The 24,066-nt window shown below is 71.0% G+C and carries 15 protein-coding genes, 1 tRNA gene and 2 pseudogenes; 13 read left to right on the forward strand and 5 right to left on the reverse strand.

Annotation, left to right across the window (positions count from 1 at the left end):
- Positions 1-115: 115 nt before the first annotated feature.
- A complete protein-coding gene (rpsA, locus tag ACXJMZ_RS02025) occupies positions 116-1,609 on the reverse strand; it encodes a 30S ribosomal protein S1 (RefSeq protein WP_457028224.1) in 1,494 nt (497 codons plus the stop codon).
- A gap of 422 nt (positions 1,610-2,031) precedes the next feature.
- On the opposite strand from rpsA, the gene ACXJMZ_RS02030 reads away from it, so the two are divergent.
- Together ACXJMZ_RS02030 and hrpB are read left to right on the forward strand one after the other, a co-directional pair.
- Positions 2,032-2,898: a class I SAM-dependent methyltransferase gene (locus ACXJMZ_RS02030; protein WP_457028225.1), complete on the forward strand. Its 867-nt coding sequence runs from the start codon at positions 2,032-2,034 to the stop codon at positions 2,896-2,898.
- A gap of 3 nt (positions 2,899-2,901) precedes the next feature.
- Complete coding sequence (hrpB, locus tag ACXJMZ_RS02035) at positions 2,902-5,397, forward strand: ATP-dependent helicase HrpB (protein WP_457028226.1); 2,496 nt, start codon at positions 2,902-2,904, stop codon at positions 5,395-5,397.
- 155 nt (positions 5,398-5,552) lie between these two features.
- On the opposite strand, the gene polA is transcribed toward hrpB, so the two are convergent.
- Positions 5,553-8,231 (reverse strand): DNA polymerase I, encoded by a 2,679-nt coding sequence (polA, locus tag ACXJMZ_RS02040; RefSeq protein ID WP_457028309.1) that lies wholly within the window; start codon positions 8,229-8,231, stop codon positions 5,553-5,555.
- Positions 8,232-8,432: 201 nt separating this feature from the next.
- On the opposite strand from polA, the gene ACXJMZ_RS02045 reads away from it, so the two are divergent.
- From ACXJMZ_RS02045 to ACXJMZ_RS02075, 7 genes and pseudogenes are all read left to right on the forward strand, one after another.
- Entirely contained in the window at positions 8,433-8,885 is a 453-nt protein-coding gene (locus ACXJMZ_RS02045; RefSeq protein WP_057230564.1) for a PaaI family thioesterase, read from the forward strand.
- Between the two features lie 73 nt (positions 8,886-8,958).
- A complete protein-coding gene (locus ACXJMZ_RS02050; RefSeq protein ID WP_457028227.1) occupies positions 8,959-9,645 on the forward strand; it encodes a Tat pathway signal sequence domain protein in 687 nt (228 codons plus the stop codon).
- Positions 9,646-9,934: 289 nt separating this feature from the next.
- Positions 9,935-11,161, forward strand: a complete 1,227-nt coding sequence (locus ACXJMZ_RS02055; protein WP_457028228.1) for a branched-chain amino acid ABC transporter substrate-binding protein — start codon at positions 9,935-9,937, stop codon at positions 11,159-11,161.
- A 110-nt stretch (positions 11,162-11,271) separates the two neighbouring features.
- Positions 11,272-12,150: pseudogene (locus ACXJMZ_RS02060) on the forward strand (branched-chain amino acid ABC transporter permease); the annotation flags it as partial.
- A 5-nt stretch (positions 12,151-12,155) separates the two neighbouring features.
- Positions 12,156-13,907, forward strand: coding sequence for a branched-chain amino acid ABC transporter permease (locus ACXJMZ_RS02065; RefSeq protein ID WP_457028229.1), 1,752 nt, complete (start codon positions 12,156-12,158; stop codon positions 13,905-13,907).
- Between the two features lie 8 nt (positions 13,908-13,915).
- Positions 13,916-14,752: an ABC transporter ATP-binding protein gene (locus ACXJMZ_RS02070; protein ID WP_457028310.1), complete on the forward strand. Its 837-nt coding sequence runs from the start codon at positions 13,916-13,918 to the stop codon at positions 14,750-14,752.
- The gene (locus ACXJMZ_RS02075; protein ID WP_457028230.1) at positions 14,749-15,465 is read left to right on the forward strand and encodes an ABC transporter ATP-binding protein; all 717 of its coding nucleotides are present in this window, start codon (positions 14,749-14,751) and stop codon (positions 15,463-15,465) included. The genes ACXJMZ_RS02070 and ACXJMZ_RS02075 overlap by 4 nt, the downstream gene beginning before the upstream one ends.
- Positions 15,466-15,521: 56 nt before the next feature.
- On the opposite strand, the gene ACXJMZ_RS02080 is transcribed toward ACXJMZ_RS02075, so the two are convergent.
- The gene (locus tag ACXJMZ_RS02080) at positions 15,522-16,184 is read right to left on the reverse strand and encodes an ANTAR domain-containing response regulator (RefSeq protein ID WP_457028231.1); all 663 of its coding nucleotides are present in this window, start codon (positions 16,182-16,184) and stop codon (positions 15,522-15,524) included.
- Positions 16,185-16,282: 98 nt separating this feature from the next.
- Between ACXJMZ_RS02080 and ACXJMZ_RS02085 the strand changes: the two genes are divergently transcribed.
- Positions 16,283-16,355, forward strand: a tRNA-Leu gene (locus tag ACXJMZ_RS02085).
- Between the two features lie 93 nt (positions 16,356-16,448).
- On the opposite strand, the pseudogene pyk reads toward ACXJMZ_RS02085, so the two are convergent.
- Positions 16,449-17,831: pseudogene (pyk, locus tag ACXJMZ_RS02090) on the reverse strand (pyruvate kinase); the annotation flags it as partial.
- 249 nt (positions 17,832-18,080) lie between these two features.
- On the opposite strand from pyk, the gene ACXJMZ_RS02095 reads away from it, so the two are divergent.
- The 3 genes from ACXJMZ_RS02095 to ACXJMZ_RS02105 are packed head-to-tail and all read left to right on the forward strand — an operon-like array spanning position 18,081 to position 21,208.
- Complete coding sequence (locus tag ACXJMZ_RS02095) at positions 18,081-19,163, forward strand: hypothetical protein (protein WP_457028232.1); 1,083 nt, start codon at positions 18,081-18,083, stop codon at positions 19,161-19,163.
- Positions 19,164-19,176: 13 nt separating this feature from the next.
- A complete protein-coding gene (locus tag ACXJMZ_RS02100; protein WP_457028233.1) occupies positions 19,177-20,784 on the forward strand; it encodes an extracellular solute-binding protein in 1,608 nt (535 codons plus the stop codon).
- Positions 20,771-21,208, forward strand: a complete 438-nt coding sequence (locus ACXJMZ_RS02105; protein WP_457028234.1) for a hypothetical protein — start codon at positions 20,771-20,773, stop codon at positions 21,206-21,208. The genes ACXJMZ_RS02100 and ACXJMZ_RS02105 overlap by 14 nt, the downstream gene beginning before the upstream one ends.
- Before the next feature lie 29 nt (positions 21,209-21,237).
- On the opposite strand, the gene ACXJMZ_RS02110 is transcribed toward ACXJMZ_RS02105, so the two are convergent.
- A complete protein-coding gene (locus tag ACXJMZ_RS02110; RefSeq protein ID WP_457028235.1) occupies positions 21,238-24,006 on the reverse strand; it encodes an AAA family ATPase in 2,769 nt (922 codons plus the stop codon).
- Positions 24,007-24,066: the final 60 nt, after the last annotated feature.

Here is a 24,066-nt window from a genome sequence, read left to right on the forward strand (position 1 = left end):
CGCACCAATGCCCTATACCCGCAGCCGGAGTTCCATCTCACACGAACGAACCCCCCGTCCCGGGAACCGGGACGGGGGGTTCGTCAGTGACTAACCCTCAGTGATGAGGATGAGATCAGCTCTGGCCACCGGCCAGCTTCTCGCGCAGCGCGGCGAGCGCCTCGTCCGAAGCGAGAGCGCCGGAGCCCTCGTCGCTGCTGGAGGAGTACGAGCCACCGGCGGCGGCGACAACGGCCTCGCCACTCTCGGCAGCGGCCTCGGCGTCGGCCTCACGGCTCTTGATGACCTGGGCCTGGTGCGACTCGAAGCGCGACTGCGCCTCGGCGTACTGGGCCTCCCAGGCCTCACGCTGCTTCTCGAAGCCCTCGAGCCAGTCGTTGGCCTCGGGGTCGAAGCCCTCCGGGTAGATGTAGTTGCCCGCGTCGTCGTACGAGGCAGCCATACCGTAGAGGGTCGGGTCGAACTCGGCCGCGGCCGCGTCGGCACCGAGGGCCTCGTTGGCCTGCTTCAGCGAGAGGCTGATGCGGCGACGCTCGAGGTCGATGTCGATGACCTTGACGAAGATCTCGTCGCCGACCTGGACGACCTGCTCCGGGATCTCCACGTGGCGCTCGGCCAGCTCGGAGATGTGGACCAGGCCCTCGATGCCCTCGTCGACGCGCACGAACGCACCGAACGGAACGAGCTTGGTGACCTTACCGGGGACGACCTGACCGATCTGGTGCGTCCGGGCGAACTGCTGCCACGGGTCCTCCTGGGTCGCCTTCAGCGACAGGGAGACGCGCTCGCGGTCCATGTCAACGTCGAGAACCTCGACGGTGACCTCCTGGCCGACCTCGACAACCTCGGACGGGTGGTCGATGTGCTTCCAGGACAGCTCGGAGACGTGAACGAGACCGTCGACGCCGCCCAGGTCCACGAAGGCACCGAAGTTGACGATCGAGGAGACGACGCCGGAGCGCACCTGACCCTTCTGCAGGGTGGTGAGGAAGGTCTGACGGACCTCGCTCTGGGTCTGCTCCAGCCAGGCACGGCGGGACAGGACCACGTTGTTGCGGTTCTTGTCCAGCTCGATGATCTTGGCCTCGAGCTCCTTGCCCACGTAGGGCTGGAGGTCGCGGACGCGGCGCATCTCGACGAGCGAGGCCGGCAGGAAGCCACGGAGGCCGATGTCGAGGATGAGACCACCCTTGACGACCTCGATGACGGTACCGGTGACGATCCCGTCCTCTTCCTTGATCTTCTCGATCGTGCCCCAGGCGCGCTCGTACTGTGCGCGCTTCTTGGACAGGATCAGACGACCCTCCTTGTCCTCCTTCTGGAGAACCAGGGCCTCGATCTCGTCACCGACCTTGACGACCTCGTGCGGGTCGACGTCGTGCTTGATCGAGAGCTCGCGGGAGGGGATGACACCCTCGGTCTTGTAACCGATGTCGAGGAGGACCTCGTCACGGTCGACCTTCACGATGATGCCCTCGACGATGTCGCCATCGTTGAAGTACTTGATGGTCTCGTCGATCGCCGCGAGGAAAGCTGCCGCGTCGCCGATGTCGTTGATCGCGACCTGCGGGGTGGTGCTGACAGAGGTGTCGGTGATGGGGGTCGTCATTAGGAAAAGGGCTCCGGTGCGGACAGAAAATCGTAGGTACTGCCACGCGGAGGGCCCGTATCGCTCCCACCGAAAGCCGGACAGCCAAGAACACGGCTCACCATTCCGGCTAGCCAGAAGGTGTCCGTCTTGCGACCGTGGGGTCTTCGACAGATGCGAGCGCGACCTGCTCCGTCCGAGGCGCGCAGGCCCGCAGCGCAACTTGTAGCATACGGGGCCAGCCCGGCACGGTCAACGCCGAAGAGGGCGAAGAGGGTGGAGATCGGGATGGATCAGGCCATATCCTCCGACTGCGCATCTCGCGATGGCAGCCGCAGGGGCCTCTCCCCGGATGCCACGGCCACGACCCGGTACCTTGCGGCTCCGGTTTCGCGACAGCAGCGCTTCCGCAGTCCATACCCTACGCGACGGGCAGTATCACCTTGGCCACCACCCCCGCCTTCGACCCGGACGATCTTGCGCCCACCGACCTGCCCGAGGAGGACGAGGACGACGCCCTCCGCCGGGACGCCGAGGCCGGTGAGTCCAGCCGGGCCAGCCGGCTCTGGTGGGATCGGAACGCCGACGACTACCAGGACGAGCACGGCGAGTTCCTCGGCGACGACCGCTTCACCTGGTGCCCCGAGGGCGTGGACGAGGCCGAGGTCCGGCTGCTCGGCCCGGCCGCGTCGCTGCCGGGTGCCCAGGTGCTGGAGATCGGCTCCGGGGCCGCCCAGTGCTCGCGCTGGCTGGCCGCCCAGGGCGCCCGCCCGGTCGCGCTGGACATCTCCTACCGCCAGCTCCAGCACTCCCGCCGGATCGACCTCGGCCGGGGCAACGAGCCGATCGCGGTGGTGCAGGCCGACGGGGCGGTGCTGCCGTTCGCGGACGGCTCCTTCGACCTGGCCTGCTCGGCGTACGGGGCGGTGCCGTTCAGCGCCGACACCGCTGCGCTGATGCGCGAGGTGCACCGGGTGCTGCGCCCAGGGGCGCGCTGGGTCTTCTCGGTCACGCACCCGATCCGCTGGGCCTTCCCGGACGAGCCGGGCGAGGAGGGGCTGACCGCGAGCTCCTCGTACTTCGACCGCACCCCGTACGTCGAGCAGGACGCCGAGGGGCGGGCCACCTACGTCGAGCACCACCGCACGCTCGGGGACCGGGTGCGCGAGCTGGTCGGGGCCGGCTTCCGGCTGCTGGACCTGGTCGAGCCGGAGTGGCCCGAGGAGCTGGAGCAGACCTGGGGCGGCTGGAGCCCGCTGCGCGGCGAGCTGTTCCCCGGGACCGCGATCTTCGTGGCGGAACGGGGCTGACCGGTGCGCTCCGTCGGGCTCGAACTGCCGGTCCGCACCGCCGTGCCCGCCTTGCAGCGGGCGCTGGCCACCGAGGGCGTCGCCGTGCTCGCGGCACCACCGGGGACGGGCAAGACCACCCTGGTGCCGCTCGCCCTGGCCGGGCTGGTGGACGCCCTGCCGGGCCCGGCCCGGCGGGTGCTGGTGGCCGAGCCCCGACGGCTCGCGGTGCGGGCCGCCGCGCGGCGGATGGCCTGGCTGCTCGGCACGGCGGTCGGTGACCAGGTCGGGCTGACGGTACGTGGCGAACGGCGCGCCGGGCCCGGCACCGTGGTGGAGGTGGTCACCACCGGCGTACTGCTGCAACGCCTGCAGCGGGACCAGGAGTTGACCGGGGTGGACGTGGTGGTGCTGGACGAGTGCCACGAACGCCATCTGGACGCCGACACCGCGCTGGCCTTCCTGCTGGACGTCCGGGCCACCCTGCGGCCCGAGCTCGGGATTGTCTGCGCCTCGGCCACCTCGGACACCGCCGCCTGGGCCGAACTGCTCGGCGGAGCACCCGTGGTGGAGGCGCACGGCGTCGCCCACCCGGTCGAGGTGGTGTGGGCCCCGCCACCGCGCGGGGTCAAGCCGCCGCAGGGCACCAGGACCGATCCGCTGCTGCTGGAGCACGTGGCGGGCACCGTGCGGCGAGCGCTGGCCGAGCGGGCCGGGGACGTGCTCTGCTTCCTGCCCGGGGTCGGTGAAATCGCCCGGGTGGCCGGACAGTTGGGCACCTCGGTGGAGGTGCTGCAACTGCACGGGCAGGCTCCGCAGGCGGTGCAGGACGCCGCCCTCTCACCCGGCACCGGACGGCGGGTGATCCTGGCCACCTCGGTCGCGGAGTCCTCGCTGACCGTGCCGGGCGTCCGGGTGGTGGTCGACTCCGGGCTGGCCCGCGAGCCGCGTACCGACCATGCCCGCGGACTGGCCGGGCTGGTCACCGTACGGGCCTCGCTGGCGGCCGCGCGGCAGCGGGCCGGGCGAGCCGGGCGGGAGGCGCCCGGGGTGGTCTACCGGTGCTGGGCCGAGGCCGAGGACGCCCTCACCGCCCCCTTCCCGACCCCGGAGATCGCCCAGGCCGAGCTGACCTCCTTTGCCCTCCAGGCCGCCTGCTGGGGCGATCCGGACGCGACCGGACTCGCCCTGCCGGACCGGCCGCCGGGCGGGGCGATGGCGGCCGCCCGGCGGGKGCTGACCGGCCTCGGCGCGGTGGACCAGGACGGCCGGGCCACCGCGCGCGGGCAGCGGATCGTCCGGAGCGGGCTGCACCCCCGGCTGGCGCGCGCCCTGCTGGACGGCGCCGACCTGGTCGGCGCGCGCCGGGCCGCCGAGGTGGTCGCGCTGCTCTCGGAGGAGCCGCCCCGGGCCTTCGGTGACGACCTGTCGGAGGTCTGGCGCCGGGTCAGGTCCTCCTCCGAGGACCCGTATGCGCGACGTTGGAAGGACGAGACCCGGCGGCTGCGGCGGCTGGTGGACGCCCCCGACACCGGCCCGCCGGACGCCCGCGCCGCCGGTCTGGTGGTGGCGCTGGCCTACCCCGAGCGGGTGGCCAGGGCCCGTGGCACGGACGGCCCTTACCTGATGGCCGCCGGGACCGCCGCCGAGCTCGGTACGGGCTCACGGCTGGCCGGGACGGAGTGGATCGCGGTGGCCGTCGCGGACCGCCCCGCCGGTTCGCCGTCGGCGCGGGTCCGGCTGGCGGTGGCGCTGGACGAGGCGACCGCCCGGCAGGCCGGGGCGGCCCTGCTGACGGAGCGCGAGGAGGTCGAATGGTCGGTCCGGCAGGGTGAGTTGACGGCCCGTCGGGTCGCCTCGCTGGGCGCGATCGAACTGGCTGCGGTGCCACTGGCCAAGCCCGACCGCTCGCTGGTCCGGGCGGCTCTGCTGGACGGGCTGGCCCGGGAGGGAGTCGGCGCGCTGCTCCGGTGGACGCCGGACGCGGCCTCGCTGCGGGCCCGACTGGCCTTCCTGCACCGGGAGTTGGGCGGATCCTGGCCGGACGTGAGCGATGCCGCCCTTGCGTCGGGCGACTGGCTGGAGCCCGAGCTGTCCCGGGCCCGGCGCCGGGCCGACCTCGAACGGATCGACGTGGCCGGGGCGTTGCAGCGGCTGCTGCCCTGGGCGACCGGCGAGGCCGGCCGCCTTGAGGAGCTGGCCCCGGAGCGGATCACCGTGCCGACCGGCTCGAAGATCCGGGTGGACTACTCCGGGGACCGGCCGGTGCTCGCGGTGAAGCTCCAGGAGCTCTTCGGCTGGCAGGCCGCACCGGCCCTGGCGGGCGGCCGGGTGCCGCTGACGGTCCATCTGCTCTCCCCCGCCGGCCGCCCGGCCGCCGTCACCGGCGACCTGGCCACCTTCTGGCGCGAGGGCTACAAGGCCGTCCGGGCCGACCTCCGCGGCCGCTACCCCCGCCACCCCTGGCCCGAGGACCCCACCACCGCAGCACCGACGCGTCGCGCCAACCCCCGCAAGTAGGCAGGCGCTCAACCATCTACGGTCCAGGGGCTCGGGGAACTGCGAGGAGATCTGGCGCCGGGGTCACATGCAAAAGTGCCTGACCACTGACGCACGGATCACCTTGCAAGGGTCGGCGTCGCAGTTCCCCGAGCCCCTGGCGGTGCCCACCTCTGTCAGTGCGCGGCCTCTTCCCAGTTGGCGCCCACGCCGACCGAGACGTCGAGCGGAGCCCGCAGCGGGTAGGCCTCGGCCATCTGCTCGCGGACCAGTGCCTCGACCTGCTCCCGCTCACCCGGCGCGAGCTCGAGCACGATTTCGTCGTGGACCTGGAGCAGCATCCGGGTCTTGAGCCCGGCCGCCACCAGCGCCTTGTCGACATTCAGCATCGCGATCTTCACGATGTCCGCCGCGGAGCCCTGGATCGGCGCGTTCAGCGCCATCCGCTCGGCCATCTCCCGCCGCTGCCGGTTGTCGCTGGTGAGGTCGGGCAGGTAGCGCCGCCGGCCGAGCAGCGTCTCGGTGTACCCGATCGCCCGCGCCTCCTCGACCACCCGGTGCAGGTAGTCGCGGACCCCGCCGAAGCGCTCGAAGTAGGTGTCCATCAGGCCCTGCGCCTCGCCCGGCTTGATGCCGAGCTGCTGCGAGAGCCCGTACGCCGACAGGCCGTACGCCAGCCCGTACGACATCGCCTTGATCTTGCGCCGCATCTCCGCGTCGACCGCCTCAGGCTCGACGTCGAAGACCTGGGAGGCGACCGTGGTGTGCAGGTCCTCGCCGGACTCGAAGGCCTCGATCAGGGCGGCGTCCTCGGAGAGGTGGGCCATGATCCGGAGCTCGATCTGCGAGTAGTCGGCGGTGAGCAGCGCCTCGTAGCCCTCGCCGACCACGAAGGCGCGGCGGATCTGCCGGCCCTCCTCCGTCCGGACCGGGATGTTCTGCAGGTTCGGGTCCTGGGAGGACAGTCGGCCGGTGGCGGCGACCATCTGGTTGAAGGTGGTGTGGATCCGGCCCTTCGGCGAGACCGTCTTGAGCAGGCCCTCGACCGTCGTCCGCAGCTTGGCCTGGTCGCGGTGGCGGAGCAGGATGACCGGCAGCTCGTTGGTGGTCTGGCCGGCCAGCCAGGTCAGCGCGTCGGCATCCGTGGTGTAACCGGTCTTGATCTTCTTGGTCTTGGGCAGGGCCAGCTCGCCGAACAGGATCTCCTGGAGCTGCTTGGGCGAGCCGAGGTTGAACTCGTGCCCGGCGGCGGCGTGCGCCTCCCCGACCACCCGCTGGATCTCGGCGGCGAACTGCGACTCGATGGTGGTGAGCCACTCGCCGTCGGCGGCGATGCCGGTGCGCTCCATCCGGGCCAGCAGCTCGGCGATCGGCAGCTCCATCTCGTGCAGCAGCTTGGTCGCGCCGACCTGGGCGAGCCGGGTCTCGAAGAAGGCGGCCAGGTCGAGGACCGCCCGGGCCTGGGCCATCAGCGCCTGCGCGCCGGCCGTCGGGTCGTGCTCGGGGGCGTCGAAGGAGAGCTGGCCGCTCTCGGCCACCTCGGCGGGGGCGAGCGAGCGGGCCAGGTACTCCTCGGCCAGCACGTCCAGGGTGAAGGTACGGCGGCCCGGCTTGTCCAGGTAGGCGGCCAGTGCGGTGTCGGCGACGATGCCGCGGATCGTCCAACTGCGCTCGGCGAAGGCCCGGATGACCTGCTTGGCGATGTGCAGCGCCTTGGGCCGGTCGGCGTCGGCGAGCCAGTCGGCGAAGGCGCGTTCGTCCTGCTCGGCGAGCTGGGTCGGGTCGAACCAGGCGGCCGTCTCACCGGCGGCCAGCGCGATCTCGCCGACCTCGCCGGTGCCGAGCGACCACTGGTGGACGGCGGCGACCGCGATCAGGCCGGTGGGCCGCTCGGCCAGCCAGCCGGCCAGCGCGCCGGGCTCGGTGAGCAGCGTGCCCTCGACCGCGATACCGGGCGCGGCGGCGACCTCCTCGGCCAGCTCGGCACCGGCCGGGTCGACGCCGTAGACCCGCTCGCGGAAGTTGGAGTTGCGGAACTCCAGCGACTCCAGCAGCTGGCCGACCGCCTCGCGGTCGAACGGGATGCGGGCCAACTCGGCCACACCGAGCGGGAGTTCGACGGTGCGGACCAGCTCGGTGAGCACCCGGTTGCGCTTGACCGAGTCGAGGTGCTCGCGGAGCTTCTCGCCGATCTTGCCCTTGACCTCGTCGGCCCGGGAGACCAGCTCGTCGAAGGAGCCGAACTGGTTGACCCACTTGGCGGCGGTCTTCTCGCCGACCCCGGGGATGCCGGGGAGGTTGTCCGACGGGTCACCGCGCAGCGCCGCCAGGTCGGGGTACTGACTGGGCGTCACGCCGTACTTCTCGGCGACCTTCTCCGGGGTGTAGCGGGTGAGCTCGGAGACGCCCTTGGTCGGGTAGAGCACCGTGACGTGCTCGGTGACCAGCTGGAGTGCGTCCCGGTCGCCGGTGACGATCAGCACGTCGAAGCCCTCGGCCGCGGCGGCGGTGGCCAGGGTGGCGATGATGTCGTCCGCCTCGAAGCCCTCGACGGACATCCGGGCGACGTGCATCGCGTCGAGCAGCTCGTGGATCAGCCCGATCTGGCTCTTGAACTCGTCCGGCGTCTTGGCCCGGTTGGCCTTGTAGTCGGGGAACTCCTCGGACCGGAAGGTCTTCCGGGAGAGGTCGAAGGCGACCGCGAGGTGGGTGGGCTGCTCGTCCCGCACGGTGTTGGCGAGCATCGAGGCGAAGCCGTAGATCGCGTTGGTGGTCTGACCGGTGACGGTCGAGAAGTTCTCCGCGGGCAGCGCGAACCAGGCCCGGTAGGCCATCGAATGCCCGTCGAGCAGCATCAGCCGGGGCCGGCCGCCCGAACCGGCGCCACCCGGCGCGCTCTTGTCTGCACTCTGCGTAGCCACGTCAACGTCCGTTCCTGCCGATTGCTCTGCCGATGACCGATCCTATGGCCCGCCGCCGACAACCTCTTGCCGCCGCGAGCCACGGTCGTACGATCACGGGAGCACGAGCACAGACCCTCGACCGGCAGGAGCACCATGACCGACGCGGCCCCGATCCTGAACGTCCCGCAGGACGTCCTCGATCACTTCGCCAAGCTGGGCGTCGACCCCGCCACCTTCTCCGGCGGCCACCTCGGTGACCGGCTCGGCATCAAGGTGGTGGAGGCCAGCGCGGACCGGGTGGTCGGCACCATGCCGGTGGAGGGCAACCAGCAGCCGTACGGACTGCTGCACGGCGGGGCCTCGGCCGCGCTGGCGGAGACACTGGGTTCGATCGGTGCGATGCTGCACGCCGGACCCGGCCGGTACGCGGTCGGCGTGGACCTGAACGCGACCCACCACCGGTCCGCCACCTCGGGGTTGGTGACCGGGGTGGCCACCGCGGTGTTCAAGGGCCGGACCGCCGCCACCTTCGAGATCGCCATCACCGACGACACCGGCAAGCGGATCACCAGCTGCCGGCTGACCTGCATGCTGCGCGACCTCTAGCCCCCGGCCCCGCCCCCTTGTTTGACCCCCGCCCGCGCCGGGCAGGTAGCTGGCCGGACAAGGGGGCGGCGGCATGTCGGGCGAGCAGCGCGGCGGCAGGCGGGACAGCGGCGGGCGGGACGGCACCGGAGCCGGGGATCTCGGGCCGATCGAGGCGGGGGAGGGCACCTTCTCGGCCGGGCCGACGCCGCCCGCACACCGGCCGCCGAACCGGCTGACGAATCGTCAGCGCTTCGTGCTGGCAGCACTGTCGACCGCCGGGATCACCCTGGTCGCGCTCCGCGCGCTGGACCAACCAGCACCCCCGGCCGACCCTCCCCCGCCGGCGGCGCCGTTCCCCGCCCAGGTGACCCGACTGACCTACCGTTCGGTCTCGGCCGAGGCGCCGGGCAGCTTCAGCATCCTGATGAGCGTCGAGGTGGCCGGTTCGTTCCCGGTGGAGCTGATCGGGCTCACCCAGCCCTACCCGGGGTTACGAGTGTCGGCGCACCGCGGCCTCCCGTACGAGGTGACGGCTGGTCAGAGCGCGCCCCTGACCCTGGACTACCGGGTGCAGGACTGCACCGGCCTCCCGCTGGACGCCGGCCTCCCCTATCTGGATGTAACGCTGCGTAACACCCGTGCAATCCAGACCATCAGCCAGATCCCGGGTGACGGATATGCGCTAGCACTTTCCCGACAGCTCCACATTGCCTGTCCAGAATCCGATATCCGGACACCTCCGGCCGATGCCACGCCTGCGGACACTGGCGTCCGATAGTCGGACGGATCGCCGACCACCTGCATTTCTCGGGCCCGTTCAGGTCCACCACCCCCTGAGGCTCCTGTCACACCCCGTCAGATCCGACCCGAACGACCACATTGTGAGATTACTTCGGCATGTCCTCATAACAAGAGAATCACAGCATGCCCGCACCCCTGCCCGACTGGCCGAATGCGTTCTAGAGTCACGGCCAGTCACCGCGCCACACAATCGGGCCTGGCCCCAGCGCGCGACCGAGCACCAAGGCACTTCCGGCCCGGTGCTTTTCCTCAGAAAGGGAACCCTCGTGCGTAATCGTTCACTGATTGTCGTGAGCATCGCAGTCGCCGGCGCGCTCTCCCTCTCCGCCTGCGGCTCGCGCGGCGAGAAGAAGGCCGAAGACGGCGCGGCCGGTTCCATCACCGTGACCATCGGCGTCGACGCCCCGCTCACCGGTGACCTCTCCGCCCTCGGCCTCGGCATCAAGAACTCGGTGGACCTGGCCGTCAAGCAGGCCAACGCCAAGAACGAGGTCCCGGGCGTCAAGTTCGAGGTCAAGGCCCTGGACGACACCGCGAAGCCGGCCCCCGGCCAGCAGAACGCCACCAACCTGGTCGCCGACAAGACCGTCATCGGCGTGGTCGGCCCGCTCAACTCCAGCGTCGCCCAGTCGATGCAGCAGATCTTCAACGACGCCAACCTGGTGCAGATCTCCCCGGCCAACACCGGTGTCGCGCTGAGCCAGGGCGAGGCGTGGGCCACCGGCACGAAGGCCCGTCCGTTCAAGTCCTACTTCCGCACCTCGACCACCGACGCCGTGCAGGGCCCGTTCGCGGCCCAGTACCTGGTGAACGAGGCGAAGAAGAAGAAGGTCTTCCTGATCGACGACCAGAAGACCTACGGCGCCGGCCTCGCCGGTACCTTCAAGGGCGAGTTCACCAAGCTCGGCGGTTCCATCGTCGGCGAGGAGCACGTCAACCCCGACGACCGCGACTTCAACGCGATCGTCACCAAGGTCAAGTCCTCCGGCGCCGAGGCGATCTACTACGGCGGCGAGTACCCGGCCGCCGGTCCCCTCTCGCTCCAGCTCAAGGAGGGTGGCGTCAACATCCCGCTGATGGGCGGCGACGGCATCCAGAGCGGTGACTTCATCAAGCTCAACCCGAAGAGCCAGGGCGACCTCGCCACCGCGGTCGGCCTCCCGGTCGAGCAGCTGCCCTCCGCCGCGAAGTTCATCGCGGACTACAAGGCCGCCGCTTACAAGGACGCCTACGAGACCTACGGCGGCTACTCCTACGACAGCGCCTGGGCCATCATCCAGGGCGTCAAGACCGTCCTCGCCGCCAACAGCGGCAAGCTCCCCGCGGACGCCCGTGCCAAGGTCGTCGCCGCCGTCCAGGCGATCTCCTTCGAGGGTGTGACCGGCAAGGTCTCCTTCGACGAGTACGGCGACACCACCAACAAGCAGCTCACCGTCTACGCCGTCAAGGACGGCAAGTGGGCCGTGGAGAAGACCGGCACCTTCAGCGGCTGAATCTGACCGGCCGGGCAACCGGCTGACCAGCCGTCAACTCTGAACCACCCGCGGGGGGGGGGCCCCGCCCCCCCCCCCCCCCCCCCCCCCCCCCCCACCCCCCCCCCCCCTACGGGCTCGTCGCGATCGGCTACACGATGGTCTACGGCATCGTCCAGCTCATCAACTTCGCCCACGGCGAGATCTTCATGGTCGGCGGCTTCGGAGCCCTCACCGCCTTCCTAGCCCTGCCCGGCGGCACCAGCCTGTGGATCGCCATCCCCCTCATGCTGCTGGCCGGCATCCTGGTCTCCACCCTGGTCGCCGTCGGCGCCGAGCGGTTCGCCTACCGGCCTCTGCGCGGCGCCCCCCGGCTCGCCCCGCTGATCACCGCCATCGGCCTCTCGATCGTGCTGCAGCAGCTGGTCTTCTCCTTCTACCCGGACGCCAAGAAGGCCCGGGTCTTCCCGAAGATCCCCGGTGACCCCTTCGAGCTGGCGAGCGTCACCATCCAGCGCAGCGACATCTTCCTGATCATCGCGGCCCCGCTCTGCATGATGGTCCTCGGCTGGTTCGTCGCCAAGACCCGCTCCGGCCGGGCCATGCAGGCCACCAGCCAGGACCCGGACACCGCCAAGCTGATGGGCATCGACACCGACCGCATCATCGTGATGGCCTTCGCCATCGGTGCCGCGTTCGCCGCAGTCGCCGCAGTCGCCTACGGCCTGCGCACCGGCCAGGTCGACTCCCGGATGGGCATCCTGCTCGGCCTCAAGGCGTTCACCGCCGCCGTCCTCGGCGGCATCGGCAACATCTACGGCGCCATGCTCGGCGGCCTCGCGCTCGGCCTCACCGAAGGACTCGCCACCGCCTACATCCAGCACGTCCCCGGTATGGACCTCTTCGGCGGCGCCGCCTGGAAGGACGTCTGGGCCTTCGTACTCCTCATCGTCGTACTGCTCGTCCGGCCACAAGGCTTGCTCGGCGAGCGCGTCGCGGACAGGGCGTGACCACCATGAGCACTGAGACCACCCCGGTCATCCCCCTCCCGCTCGGCGCCGCCCGCGCCGTCACCGCCGTCGGTGCGCTGGCCACCACCGTCTCCGCCTTCCTCGCCTGGACCTGGACCGCCGACTTCCCCGGCGACCTCACCGTCACCGGCTACCCGGGCGGCCTCCAGTGGCTGACCCTCACCGCCGGTCTGCTCACCCTGGTCCTCGCCCTCGCCTCCTACGGCGTCCCGGGCCTGCGCTGGACCAGCCCGAGCGGCAGCGACAACGGCCTGCTGTACGCCGCGTTCGGCGGCGCCGCCGTCACCTGGTTCACCATCATCGCCATCGCCGTCGACCTCAACGGCCTGGCCAACCTCGAACCGGGCGGCTGGATAGCCGGCCTCGCCTCCCTGGTCGCCCTGGTCGGCGCGCTCGGCCTGCCGGTCGACCGCCACCCCAAGGGCACCAGCTGGGGCCTGCGCCTCGCCAAGACCGACCAGCCGCTTCCGACGGCCCGTCAGCTGCCCTCCACCGTCGAGGTGCTGCTCATCGTGGTGGCCTTCGCGATCGGCCTGTTCGCGATCACCTTCGGCATCGACACCGAGTACGGCGAGCTGTTCGCCGGGTACCTGATCCTGGCCGGGTTCGTCGTCGCCGCCCTGTCCAAGTCCGGGCTGCTGCCCCGGCTGCGGGCCCTGACGATCAAGCACCGCTCGGTCGCCACCGGCGCCGCCTTCGCCGCCGCCGCCGGATTCCCGTTCACCCAGACCAGCGACCAGTACACCTCGGTCGCGGCGAACATCCTGATCTTCGCCACCGTCGCCCTGGGCCTGAACATCGTGGTCGGCCTGGCCGGTCTGCTCGACCTCGGCTACGTCGCCTTCCTCGGCGTCGGCGCGTACGCCGCCGCCCTGGTCTCCGGCTCGCCCGCCTCCCCGATCCACGTCCAGTTCCCGTTCTGGGCAGCCATGCTGACCGGCGCGGCGGCCTCCATGGTCTTCGGCGTACTGATCGGCGCCCCCACCCTGCGGCTGCGCGGCGACTACCTCGCCATCGTCACCCTGGGCTTCGGCGAGATCTTCCGCATCACCATGAACAACCTCAACGGGACCACCGGGCCGAAGATCACCAACGGCTCCAACGGCATCCCCCGGATCCCGGACCTGGAGATCCTCGGCTTCAACCTCGGCCAGAAGCACCTCATCGCCGGTGTCGAACTCGGCCGCTTCTCCAACTACTACCTGCTGATGCTGGTCGTCACCGCGTTCGTCGTCCTGGTCTTCGCCCGGGTCGGCAACTCCCGGATCGGCCGCGCCTGGGTCGCCATCCGCGAGGACGAGACCGCAGCCGAGGCCATGGGCATCAACGGCTTCCGCCTCAAGCTGCTCGCCTTCGCCCTCGGCGCCTGCCTGGCGGGTCTGGCCGGTACCGTCCAGGCCCACGTCAGCTACACCGTCACCCCCGACCAGTACACCTTCGCCGAGGCGCTCCCGCCGAACTCGGCCTTCCTGCTGGCCGCCGTCATCCTCGGCGGCATGGGCACCATCAGTGGGCCGCTGGTCGGCGCGACGCTGCTCTTCCTGGTCCCGAAGAAGCTCGAATTCCTCTCCAACTACCAGCTGTTGGCCTTCGGCATCACGCTCATCATCCTGATGCGGGTCCGTCCCGAGGGCATGATCGCCAACCGGCGCGCCAAGCTGGAATTCCACGAGGCGGACATCCCCGCCCAGGCCTCGCCGCCCAGCGAGAGCGCACTCACCAAGACGGGGGCGTGAACACCCAGATGACCACCACCACCGCCCCGGCCACCACCATCGGTGCCCCCCTGCTCGACGTCCGAGGCGTCACCATGCGGTTCGGCGGCCTCACCGCCGTCAACGACGTCTCACTGACCGTCAACCAGGGCGAGATCGTCGGCCTGATCGGCCCGAACGGGGCCGGCAAGACCACCTTCTTCAACTGCCTGACCGGGCTCTACGTCCCGACCGAGGGCAACGTCAGCTACCAGGGCAAGGTCCTGCCGCCCAAGCCGCACCTGGTCACCCAGGCCGGCGTCGCCCGGACCTTCCAGAACATCCGGCTGTTCGGCAACATGACCGTCCTGGAAAACGTCCTGGTCGGCCGGCACACCCGCACCAAGGAGGGCCTGTTCTCGGCCATCCTGCGCGGCCCCGGCTTCCACCGGGCCGAGGCGGCCAGCCGTCAACGAGCCCTGGAACTGCTGGAGTTCACCGGCCTGGCCGCCAAGGCCGACCACCTGGCCCGGAACCTCCCGTACGGCGAGCAGCGCAAGCTGGAGATCGCCCGGGCACTGGCCAGCGACCCCGGTCTGCTGCTGCTGGACGAGCCGACCGCCGGGATGAACCCCCAGGAGACCAACGCCGCCGAGCAGTTGGTGTTCGCGATCCGCGACCTGGGCATCGCGATCCTGGTGATCGAGCACGACATGAAGTTCATCTTCAACCTCTGCGACCGGACCGCCGTCCTGGTCCAGGGCCAGAAGATCGTCGAGGGCGACAAGGAGACCGTCCAGAACGACGAGCGGGTCATCACGGCGTACCTCGGTGCGCCGCTGGAGACCGCGACCAGCACCGACGAGCAGGCGGAGGACGCCACATGACCGCGCTGCTTGAGGTCAAGGACCTCCGCGTCGCCTACGGCAAGATCGAGGCCGTCAAGGGCATCAGCTTCACCGTCAACCAGGGTGAGGTGACCACCCTGATCGGCACCAACGGGGCGGGCAAGACCACCACCCTGCGCACCCTCTCCGGTCTGCTCAAGCCGACCGGCGGCACGGTGACCTTCGACGGGCAGCCGCTCGGCACGGTGCCCGCGCACAAGATCGTCTCGCTCGGCCTGGCGCACTCCCCCGAGGGCCGGCACATCTTCCCCCGGATGACGATCGAGGAGAACCTGCTGCTCGGCGCCTTCCTCCGGAAGGACACCGCCGGCATCGCCGAGGACGTGGAGCGGGCCTACACCCTCTTCCCGATCCTCGGTGAGCGCCGGAAGCAGGCGGCCGGCACCCTCTCCGGCGGCGAGCAGCAGATGCTCGCCATGGGGCGGGCCCTGATGTCCCGTCCGAAGCTGCTGATGCTGGACGAGCCCTCGATGGGCCTGTCCCCGCTGATGATGCAGAAGATCATGGCGACCATCGTCGAACTGAAGGCCTCCGGCACCACCATCCTGCTGGTCGAGCAGAACGCCCAGGCCGCGCTCTCGCTCTCCGACCAGGGCTACGTGATGGAGATCGGCAAGATCGTCCTCACCGGGACGGGCCGCGACCTGCTCGGCGACGACTCGGTCCGCAAGGCCTACCTCGGCGAGGACTGACCCGCCGTCAACGCGAAGGGCCCGGCCGTCTCGGCCGGGCCCTTCGTGCTGCCCGCTCAGGCCTCGGTGGGCTCGGTGGGCTCGGCCTTCTTCTTGTCCTGGGCGACGCCCTCCTCGATCACGGCCTCCGCGACGGCGGCCATGGTCATCCGGCGGTCCATCGAGGTCTTCTGGATCCAGCGGAAGGCGGCGGGCTCGTTCAGCCCGAACTTGGTCTGCAGCACGCTCTTCGCGCGGTCGACCAGCTTGCGGGTCTCCAGGCGCTGGGTGAGGTCGGCGATCTCCTCCTCCAGCGTGCGCATCTCGGTGTACCGCGAGACGGCCATCTCGATCGCGGGCACCAGGTCGCTCTTGCTGAACGGCTTCACGATGTACGCCATCGCCCCGGCGTCCCGGGCCCGGTCCACCAGCTCACGCTGCGAGAACGCGGTCAGCATCAGGACGGGAGCGAGGTTCGCCTCGTGGATCCGCTCGGCCGCCGACAACCCGTCCAGGATCGGCATCTTCACGTCCAGGATGGCCAGGTCGGGCCTGAGCTCCTCGACCAACCGCACCGCCGTCTCGCCGTCCCCGGCCTCGCCGACGACGGTGTACCCCTCTTCTTCCAACATCTCCTTGAGGTCGAGACGGATCAGGGTCTCGTCCTCGGCGATGACAATGCGGGTGATCTGGGGCAAGTCGGTGTCAAGCGGCTGGGCCTGCTCGTCGGCGGTGCTCACGGGGCTCCTCGTTCCGGCGGGGTGCTGCATGCACGAGCCTACCTAGACACGGTATGTTTGGTCGCACAGGGTCGGGGGCCACCTTCGATTCTGCGGGCGCCCCGGTAGCCCAGCGGTAGAGGCAGTGGTCTCAAACACCATCCAGCGTGGGTTCGAATCCCACCCGGGGCACTTTCCTTCCTTTCCAAGGTCGCTGACCTGTTCGCGGATCTTCACTCTTCTGAGCGGCGCGATCGCTGTCGGACCTTCTCTGCGCACGACCGGCCCAAGTACTGACGGTGCGGCACCCCGTCCCAAGGGGTGCCGCACCGTCAGCCGGCAGCGGCCGAGGGAGAGCAGCTGGGCGTCGACCTGGGCGACCATCTCGTCGGTGGTGGGGGCGAACGGGCCGAGGAAGGTCTCGGCGCCCCAGGTGACCGAGAGCTGGCTGCGGACGGCGGGCTCGTAGGTGAAGGCGAGCACCGGGATGGGTGAGCGGTAGCGGGTCAGGCGGCGGGCGGTGTCGCCGGACTGGGTGAAGGCGATCAGGTACTTGGCGTTCAGGAAGTCGCCGATCTCGGCGGCCGCGCGGGCCACCGCGCCGCCCTGGGTGCGGGGCTTGTTCCGCTCGGTGAGCGGGGGCAGGCCGGCCGCAAGAGTGTCCTCCTCGACCGCGGTGATGATCCGGGACATCGTCTTGACGGTCTCGACCGGGTACTTGCCGACCGAGGTCTCGCCGGAGAGCATCACCGCGTCGGTGCCGTCCAGCACCGCGTTGGCGACATCGGAGGCCTCCGCCCTGGTGGGGCGGGAGGCGTTGATCATCGAGTCCAGCATCTGGGTCGCGACGATCACCGGCTTGGCGTTCCGCTTGGCCAGCTTGATGGCCCGCTTCTGCACCAACGGCACCTGCTCCAGCGGCATTTCGACGCCCAGGTCGCCACGGGCGACCATGATGCCGTCGAAGGCGTCGACGATCGACTCCAGGTTGTCGACCGCCTGCGGCTTCTCGATCTTGGCGATGACCGGGACGGACCGGCCCTCCTCGGCCATGATCCGGTGGACGTCCTCGATGTCCTTGCCGCTGCGGACGAAGGAGAGCGCGATGATGTCGGCACCGGTCCGCAGGGCCCAACGCAGGTCGGCGACGTCCTTGTCGCTGAGCGCGGGCACCGAGACGGCGACGCCGGGAAGGTTGAGGCCCTTGTGGTCGGAGATCAGCCCGCCCTCGATGACGATGCAGTGCACCCGGGGGCCTTCGACGTGGGTGACCTCGAGGCAGACCCGGCCGTCGTCGATCAGGATGCGTTCACCGCGGGACACGTCGTTGGCCAGGCCGCGGTAGGTGGTGCCGCAGATGTCACGGTCACCGATCACCCCGTCCTCCACCGAGATGGTGAACTCGTCGCCGCGTTCAAGGAGTACGGGCCCCTCGGCGAAGGTGTCGAGTCGGATCTTCGGACCTTGGAGGTCCACCAGGACACCGACACTGCGGCCGGTCTCGTCGGAGGCCTTGCGGACCCGGCGGTAACGCTCCTCGTGTTCGAGTTGGGAGCCGTGGCTGAGATTGAAGCGGGCGACGTCCATGCCGGCCTCGACCAGTGCCTTGATCTGGTCGTACGAGTCGGCGGCGGGCCCGAGAGTACAGACGATTTTTGCTCGGCGCATGGCACCGAGCCTAGGCATTACCGACACGTAACATCGACGTTCCGGCCGACTTCACCATGGCGGTTGTTGAACGATTGGGTGAACGACGTGACACGTCGTGAGTTCGGTTGGGCCAGGCCCTTGTTGGGGTTCTGATGCGGTTCCGTGAAGGCCTGTTCACCCCTGGTTCATCCTTGCTTCGCACTCCGCTCCCGGCCGGGCGGGACGCTCAGGGTCCTGAACTGCCGCTCAAAGGGGGAAGGGTTGGCGATGAGAAGAGTCATCGGCGTGCTGGTGGCCGTGGGACTGCTGTGCGGGGTGGGCTATGTGGTCTTCCTGAACAGCAGCGGTGGGGCCGACCCGAAGCGGGTCCAGGTGCTGATCGGTTCGGAGAAGGCCGAGTTCTTCAACGACCCGGCGGTGGCTGCCGAGTTCAAGGCGAACGGGCTGGACGTCCGGCCGCAGACCATCGGCTCCTGGTCGATGGCCAGCGCGGACCTGAAGGACGTCGACCTGGCCTTTCCGTCCAGCCGGGGCCCTGCCGAGGAGATCGCGAAGAGCAAGGGCATCACCGCCGAGCCGGTCCGGCCGTTCTACTCGCCGCTGGTGGTGATCGCGCACAAGGCGGTGGCCGACGTCCTCCAGAGCAACGGTCTGGCCGAGCACACGGACGCGAACCCGTGGAAGCTGCGGATGGGGCCGTACCTGGAGGCGGTCAAGAACAACCGGAGGTGGTCGGACCTCAAGGACACCGCCGGACACGCCGATCTGTCCGGTGAGATCTACCTGACCACCACCGATCCGCGCACCTCCTCCTCGGGGGCGCTGCACCTGGCCGCCGTCTCGTACCTGGCGAACGGTGAGCGAGTGGTGGCCGACGACGCGGCGGTGGCCGAGGTCGCGCCGCTGCTGAAGAAGCTGACGGACAAGCAGGGTGACCAGAAGACCAGCTCCGACGGCCCGTTCAGCGACTTCAAGTCCGGTGTCGGCAACCCGCTGGTGCTGGTCTACGAGTCCCAGGTGGCCTCGCTGACGGCGCACGGAGTTTCGACGGCTGACCTGGTGGTGCTCTACCCGGACACCACCGTATGGAGTGACCACACCGCCGTCGGGTTGACCCCGGAGGGCCGGAAGGTGGCCGAACTGCTCCGGGACAGCCCGAAACTGCGGGCGTTGGAAGCCCAGCACGGCTTCCGCCCGACGGCCGACCTGGCGGCGTTCGCCCAGGCCCTGGCGGGACACGGGGAGGGACCGACCTTCGCGGCGGATCTGACCGTCGCGAAGATCAAGCAGGCCCAGGTGGCAGCCGTCCCGATGCTGGCCAAGCTGGTCGAAGCGGCGAAGGGCAAGTGAGATGAGAACAGCGATGCTCCGAAGGATCGTTCCGGCCCTGCTGACCCTGGCCCTGGCCGCGACGGCCTGCACCAGCGAGCCGACCACGCCGGACCCGGCCCCGAACCCGCCCAAGGACGGCGTGCTGCGGGTGCTGGCGGGCAGTGAACTCCAGGACATGGCACCGGTGCTGGCCGAGGCGAAGAAGGCCACCGGGGTCAGCGTGGAGTTCACCTGGACCGGCTCGCTGGACGGTGCCGACACCGTCGCGGCCGGGCAGGCGGACGCCAAGTACGACGCGGTCTGGTTCCCGTCCAACCGCTACCTGCGGCTGGACCCGGCCGCCAAGGGCAAGCTGCTCTCGGAGACGCCGGTGATGACCACGCCGGTCGCGGTCGGGGTCCGCTCGGGCATGCTCAGCGAGCTGGGCTGGGGCGCCGGTTCGCAGGTGACCTGGGGTCAGCTCGGGGACGCGGCGGCGGCCGGGAAGCTGTCCTACGGGATGGCCGACCCGTCCCGCTCCAACTCCGGATTCTCCGCCCTGGTGGCACTGGCCTCGGCCTTCTCCGGGGCCGGCTCGGCGCTCACGGACGCGGACGTCACCAAGGCGGCGCCCTCGCTCCAGCGGTTCTTCTCGGGGCAGCGGCTCACCTCGGGCTCCTCCGGCTGGCTGGCCGAGGCGTACCAGAAGCCCGGCCAGAACAAGGTCGGCGCGCTGGTGAACTACGAGTCGGTGCTGCTCTCGATGAACCGGACGCTGCCCGAGGCCGACCGGCTGACCGTGATCCGGCCGGTGGACGGGGTGATCTCGGCGGACTACCCGCTCTCGCTGCTGGCCTCGGCCGGGCAGCCCGCGCAGGACTCCTTCCAGCGGCTGGCCAAGTACCTGACCACGGCCGAGACCCAGCAGAAGATCTCGGCGGCGACGCTGCGCCGCCCGGTGACACCGAACGTCACCCCGGCCGCCGGGGTGCCGACCGACCTGCGCCGGGAGCTGCCCTTCCCGGGCAGCCGGGCGGTGGCCGACGGGCTGCTGTCGACGTACCAGAACGATCTGCGCCGGCCGTCCAGGACGGTCTACGTGCTGGACACCTCGGGGTCGATGAAGGGGCCCCGGCTGGAGGCCCTGAAGGCGGCGATGGCACGGCTGACCGGTCTGCAGGATCCGCGCGGGGTACGGCGGTTCCGGGAGCGGGAGGAGGTGACCCTGATCGAGTTCGCCTCGAAGGTGAAGTCGGAGCGGACGTACGCGGTGCCCGACAGGGCGCCGGCGGCGGAGCTGGCCCGGATCGAGTCCGACGTCCGGGCCATGCAGGCGAACGAGGGGACGGCGGTGTACAGCTCCCTGCGGGAGGCGTACGAGCTGCTCACCCGGCAGCAGGCGGCGGCCGGTGACGACCGCTTCACCTCGATCGTGCTGATGACCGACGGAGAGAGCAACGAGGGGATGAAGGAGGCGGAGTTCCGCAGCTGGTTCGGTGGGCTGACGGAGCGCCAGCGGGCGGTGCCGGTCTTCCCGATCCAGTTCGGGGACGCGGCCAAGGCGCAGCTGCAGGGCATCGCGGAGCTGACCGGCGGCAAGTTGTTCGACGGTTCGAGCTCCCTGGACGGGGCGTTCGAGGAGATCCGTGGCTATCAGTAGGGTGTTGGCGTACCTGGAGTCGAAGCGCAACCTGGTCGGCTGCGCGGGCGGAGCAGGTGGGCTGGGGCTCTACTTCGCCGGGCTGACCGGCAGTTGGGGGCCGGCCGTGGTGGTGGCGATGTACCTGGCGGGGGCGATCGTGGTGCCACCGCCGCCGCCTGAGCCGAAGCCGGCCACGGAACTGGCCGCGCTGGCGGAGCGGGTGGCCTCGATCGGGCTGCCGGCCTCGGTGGGCGCGGAGTCGCTGCTGGCAGCGCTCGGGGCGGCCGAGCAGGGCCTGGTGCGGCGGATCGTGGGCTGGGAGCTGCCGGTGGCGCTGGACGGTTACGTCCGGGCCCGCTGCTGGGAGGCTCTGGCGCCGGGCGGGGTGGACCCGACGGCGGCGCTGAAGGCGGAGGTGGACCGGCTGTCGGGGCTGCTCTGAGGCCGCGGGCAAGCCGTCTGAGAGCCGGTTCAGGCGCAGTCGGACAGCCGGGCGGCGATCTCGGCCCGGCGGCGGATGCCCAACTTGCGGAAGCTGTTGGTCAGATGGGTCTCCACGGTGCGCAGGGCGAGATGCAGCAGCTCGGCGATCTCGGGGTTGGAGTGGCCTTCGGCGGCCAGTCGGCAGACCCGCCGCTCACTGTCGGTGAGGGCCTGGGCGCCGGTGTGCCGCTGCTTGACCGGGCGGGCGCCGGACGCCAGCAGGAGTTCGGTGCCGACCGCCACCAGCCGTAGTGCGCCGATGTGTTCGGCCAGGGTGACCGCTTCGCGCAGGGTGTCCCGGGCGGCGGCCCGGCGGCCGCTGCCGAGCAGCAGCCGGCCGAGGCTGATCAGGGCGGGGACCAGCTCGGTCTCGAGGCCGTCGGCGCGCAGCAGTTCGACCGCCTCACCCGCGGTGGTCAGCCCCGGTCGGCCGCCGGTGGCGGCGCCGAGGGCGCGCAGGGCGCGGCCGATGGTCCGGGGAGTGTCCCAGATCCGGGCCAACCGCAGTTCCTCGGTGGCGAGTTCGGCGGCGGCGCCGGGCCGGCCGAGCAGCAGGTGGCAGTCGGCGGCGGCGGACCGCCAGGGGGTGACGATCGGGCTGATCGCCCGGCGTTCGTCCTGTCGTCGGCCGCACTCCTGGAGGTCGGCGAGGGCCGCGGCGGGGCTGCCGGTGCCCAGCCGGAGCAGGCCGCGGGCGTAGAGCAGTTCGTTCCACTCCCACGAGCACTCGCCGCCTTCGGGGGTCTCCGCCACGGCGGCGTCGGTGAGTTGGCGGGCTTCGGTGAAGCGGCCGGTCTCCAGCAGGGCGAGGACGGCCTGCGAGGTCAGGTGCGAGTTGTTCAGGGCGAGCACGCCCAGGGGGTCCTCGGCGCAGGTCAACTCGGCGAGCAGCAGGGCGTACTGACCGCGCATCATCCGGCTCTCGGCGCGGACGCTGAGCAGGCACTGGTAGGCGGGGTGCAGGGGGGTGCCCCGGTGTGCGGCGAGTCCGTCGGCCACCAGCCGGTCGGCGAGCGGGAGCAGGTCGGCCCACTGGGCCAGCGTGGCGGCGGTGGCGTTGACGTAGCTGCGGGAGAAGGTGTCCAGCGCGCGGGTGGTCAACTGCCCGATCCGCTCCGCGGTTTCGGCGGCGGACAGCAGTCCGCTGGTGGCGCCGTACTCGGTCAGCACGCCGAGGGCGGCCGGGGCCAGGCCGTCGGGGGCGCGGGCCTCGATCCGGCGCAGCCCCTCGACCACCTGGAGCCAGCTGGCACCGTCGTGCGAGGCGATCAGGGCGGCGGCGGCGTGCACGGCGCGGGCCAGTTCGGGGCGGTCGGCGAACCGTTCGGCCAGGTCCTCCATCACCTCGAGCGCGGCGGCGGTCTCGCCCCGGCCCGCCAGGGCCGAGCCGAGCGCGTTGGCGGCTTCGAAGATCGTCTCGTCGGACTGGTGCAGGCGGACCGCTTCGGCCAGGTGCCGGGTGCCGGTGATGGCTTCGGGCGGGCCCAACGTGACTTCCTGGCAGCCGAGTTCGACCAGGACGGTGCCGCGGCGGTAGCCGGTGAGCGGCTCGCGCAGGGCCCGGCGGAGCAGCCGGACGGCGTGGGTGGTGCGCCCGGTGCGCTGGGCGGTGCGGGCCGCGCCGATCAGGACGTCGGCGGCCCATTCGGTGCCGCAGACCTCGGTGTGCAGCAGGTGGTCGGCGATCAGCTCCTCGGACTCGCCCCGGTCGTAGAGCAGGGCGGCGAGCCGGTGGTGCACCTCGGCCCGGCGTTCCTGGCTCCAGTCGGCCAGCACGGCGGTGCGCAGCCACGGGTGGGCGAACTCGTCGAGGTGTCCGGCGCTGCCGTCCTGGAGCATGCCGTGGGCGCGCAGTCCGTGCAGCCAGTCGGCGACCCGGCCGGTGCTGTCGCCGGCCAGGGTGGGCAGGTCGGCGCTACCGGTGGGGTGGCCGGAGAGCTGGGCGAGCATCCGGGCGGCGACGGCGACGGGTTCGCCCGCGGCTCGTAGCCAGTGGCCGACCGCGTCCTGGAAGGCTCCGCCCGGGGTGTCGCCGAGCGGGTGTCCGGGCCCGCCGAGTTCGGTGAGCAGCACGTGCAGCAGGGCGTGCAGCAGCAGGGGGGTGCCGCCGGTGGCGCGCAGGCAGTCGTCTACCAGGTCGTCGGGGGCCGGGCCGCCGAGCCGGGTGCTCAGCAGTTCGGCGACTCCCCGGCGGGTGAGCGGGCCGATCCGGTGCGGGTGGACGGTGCCGGCCGGGAGGTCCTGGCCGAATCTCGGGGCGCGGCCGGTCCGGCCGGGTTGCCGACGTTCCGTCACCACGGCCAGTACGGGCAGGCGTTCGATCCTTCGGCCGAGCTGGCTGAGCCAGCCGAGGGACGGGGCGTCGGCGTGCTGGATGTCGTCGACGAGCAGCAGCAGCGGGCGGCGGGCGGCGTGTTCGCGGAGCAGTTCCCAGGGTGCGGCGCCGTCCGGTCCCGGGCCGAACGCGACTCCGGTTCCGGCCAGTTGGCGGGCGGCGGCGTAGGGATGGGCGGCTTCGTCGGCGGCGCAGTTGGCGCGCAGGACGGTCATCGGCCGGGCGGCCTCGGAGCGGGCCAGGGCGTTCAGCAGGGCGCTGCGGCCGACGCCGGCCGGGCCGGTGAGCAGCAGCAGGCTGCCCTGGCCGTGCCGGGCGCGGTCCGCCAGCCGGGCCGCCTCGTCCAGCACGGTGCGTCGTTCGACCAGGTCGGGCCCGAACCCGTACTGGTCGGTGCACGCCGCGGCGGCACTGCTGTTCATCTCTGTTCGCCCTCCCCTTCGCGCCCGTTCGGTACCACGGGCCGACCCGGTGGAACGGTG

Source organism: Kitasatospora sp. P5_F3, assembly GCF_054049135.1.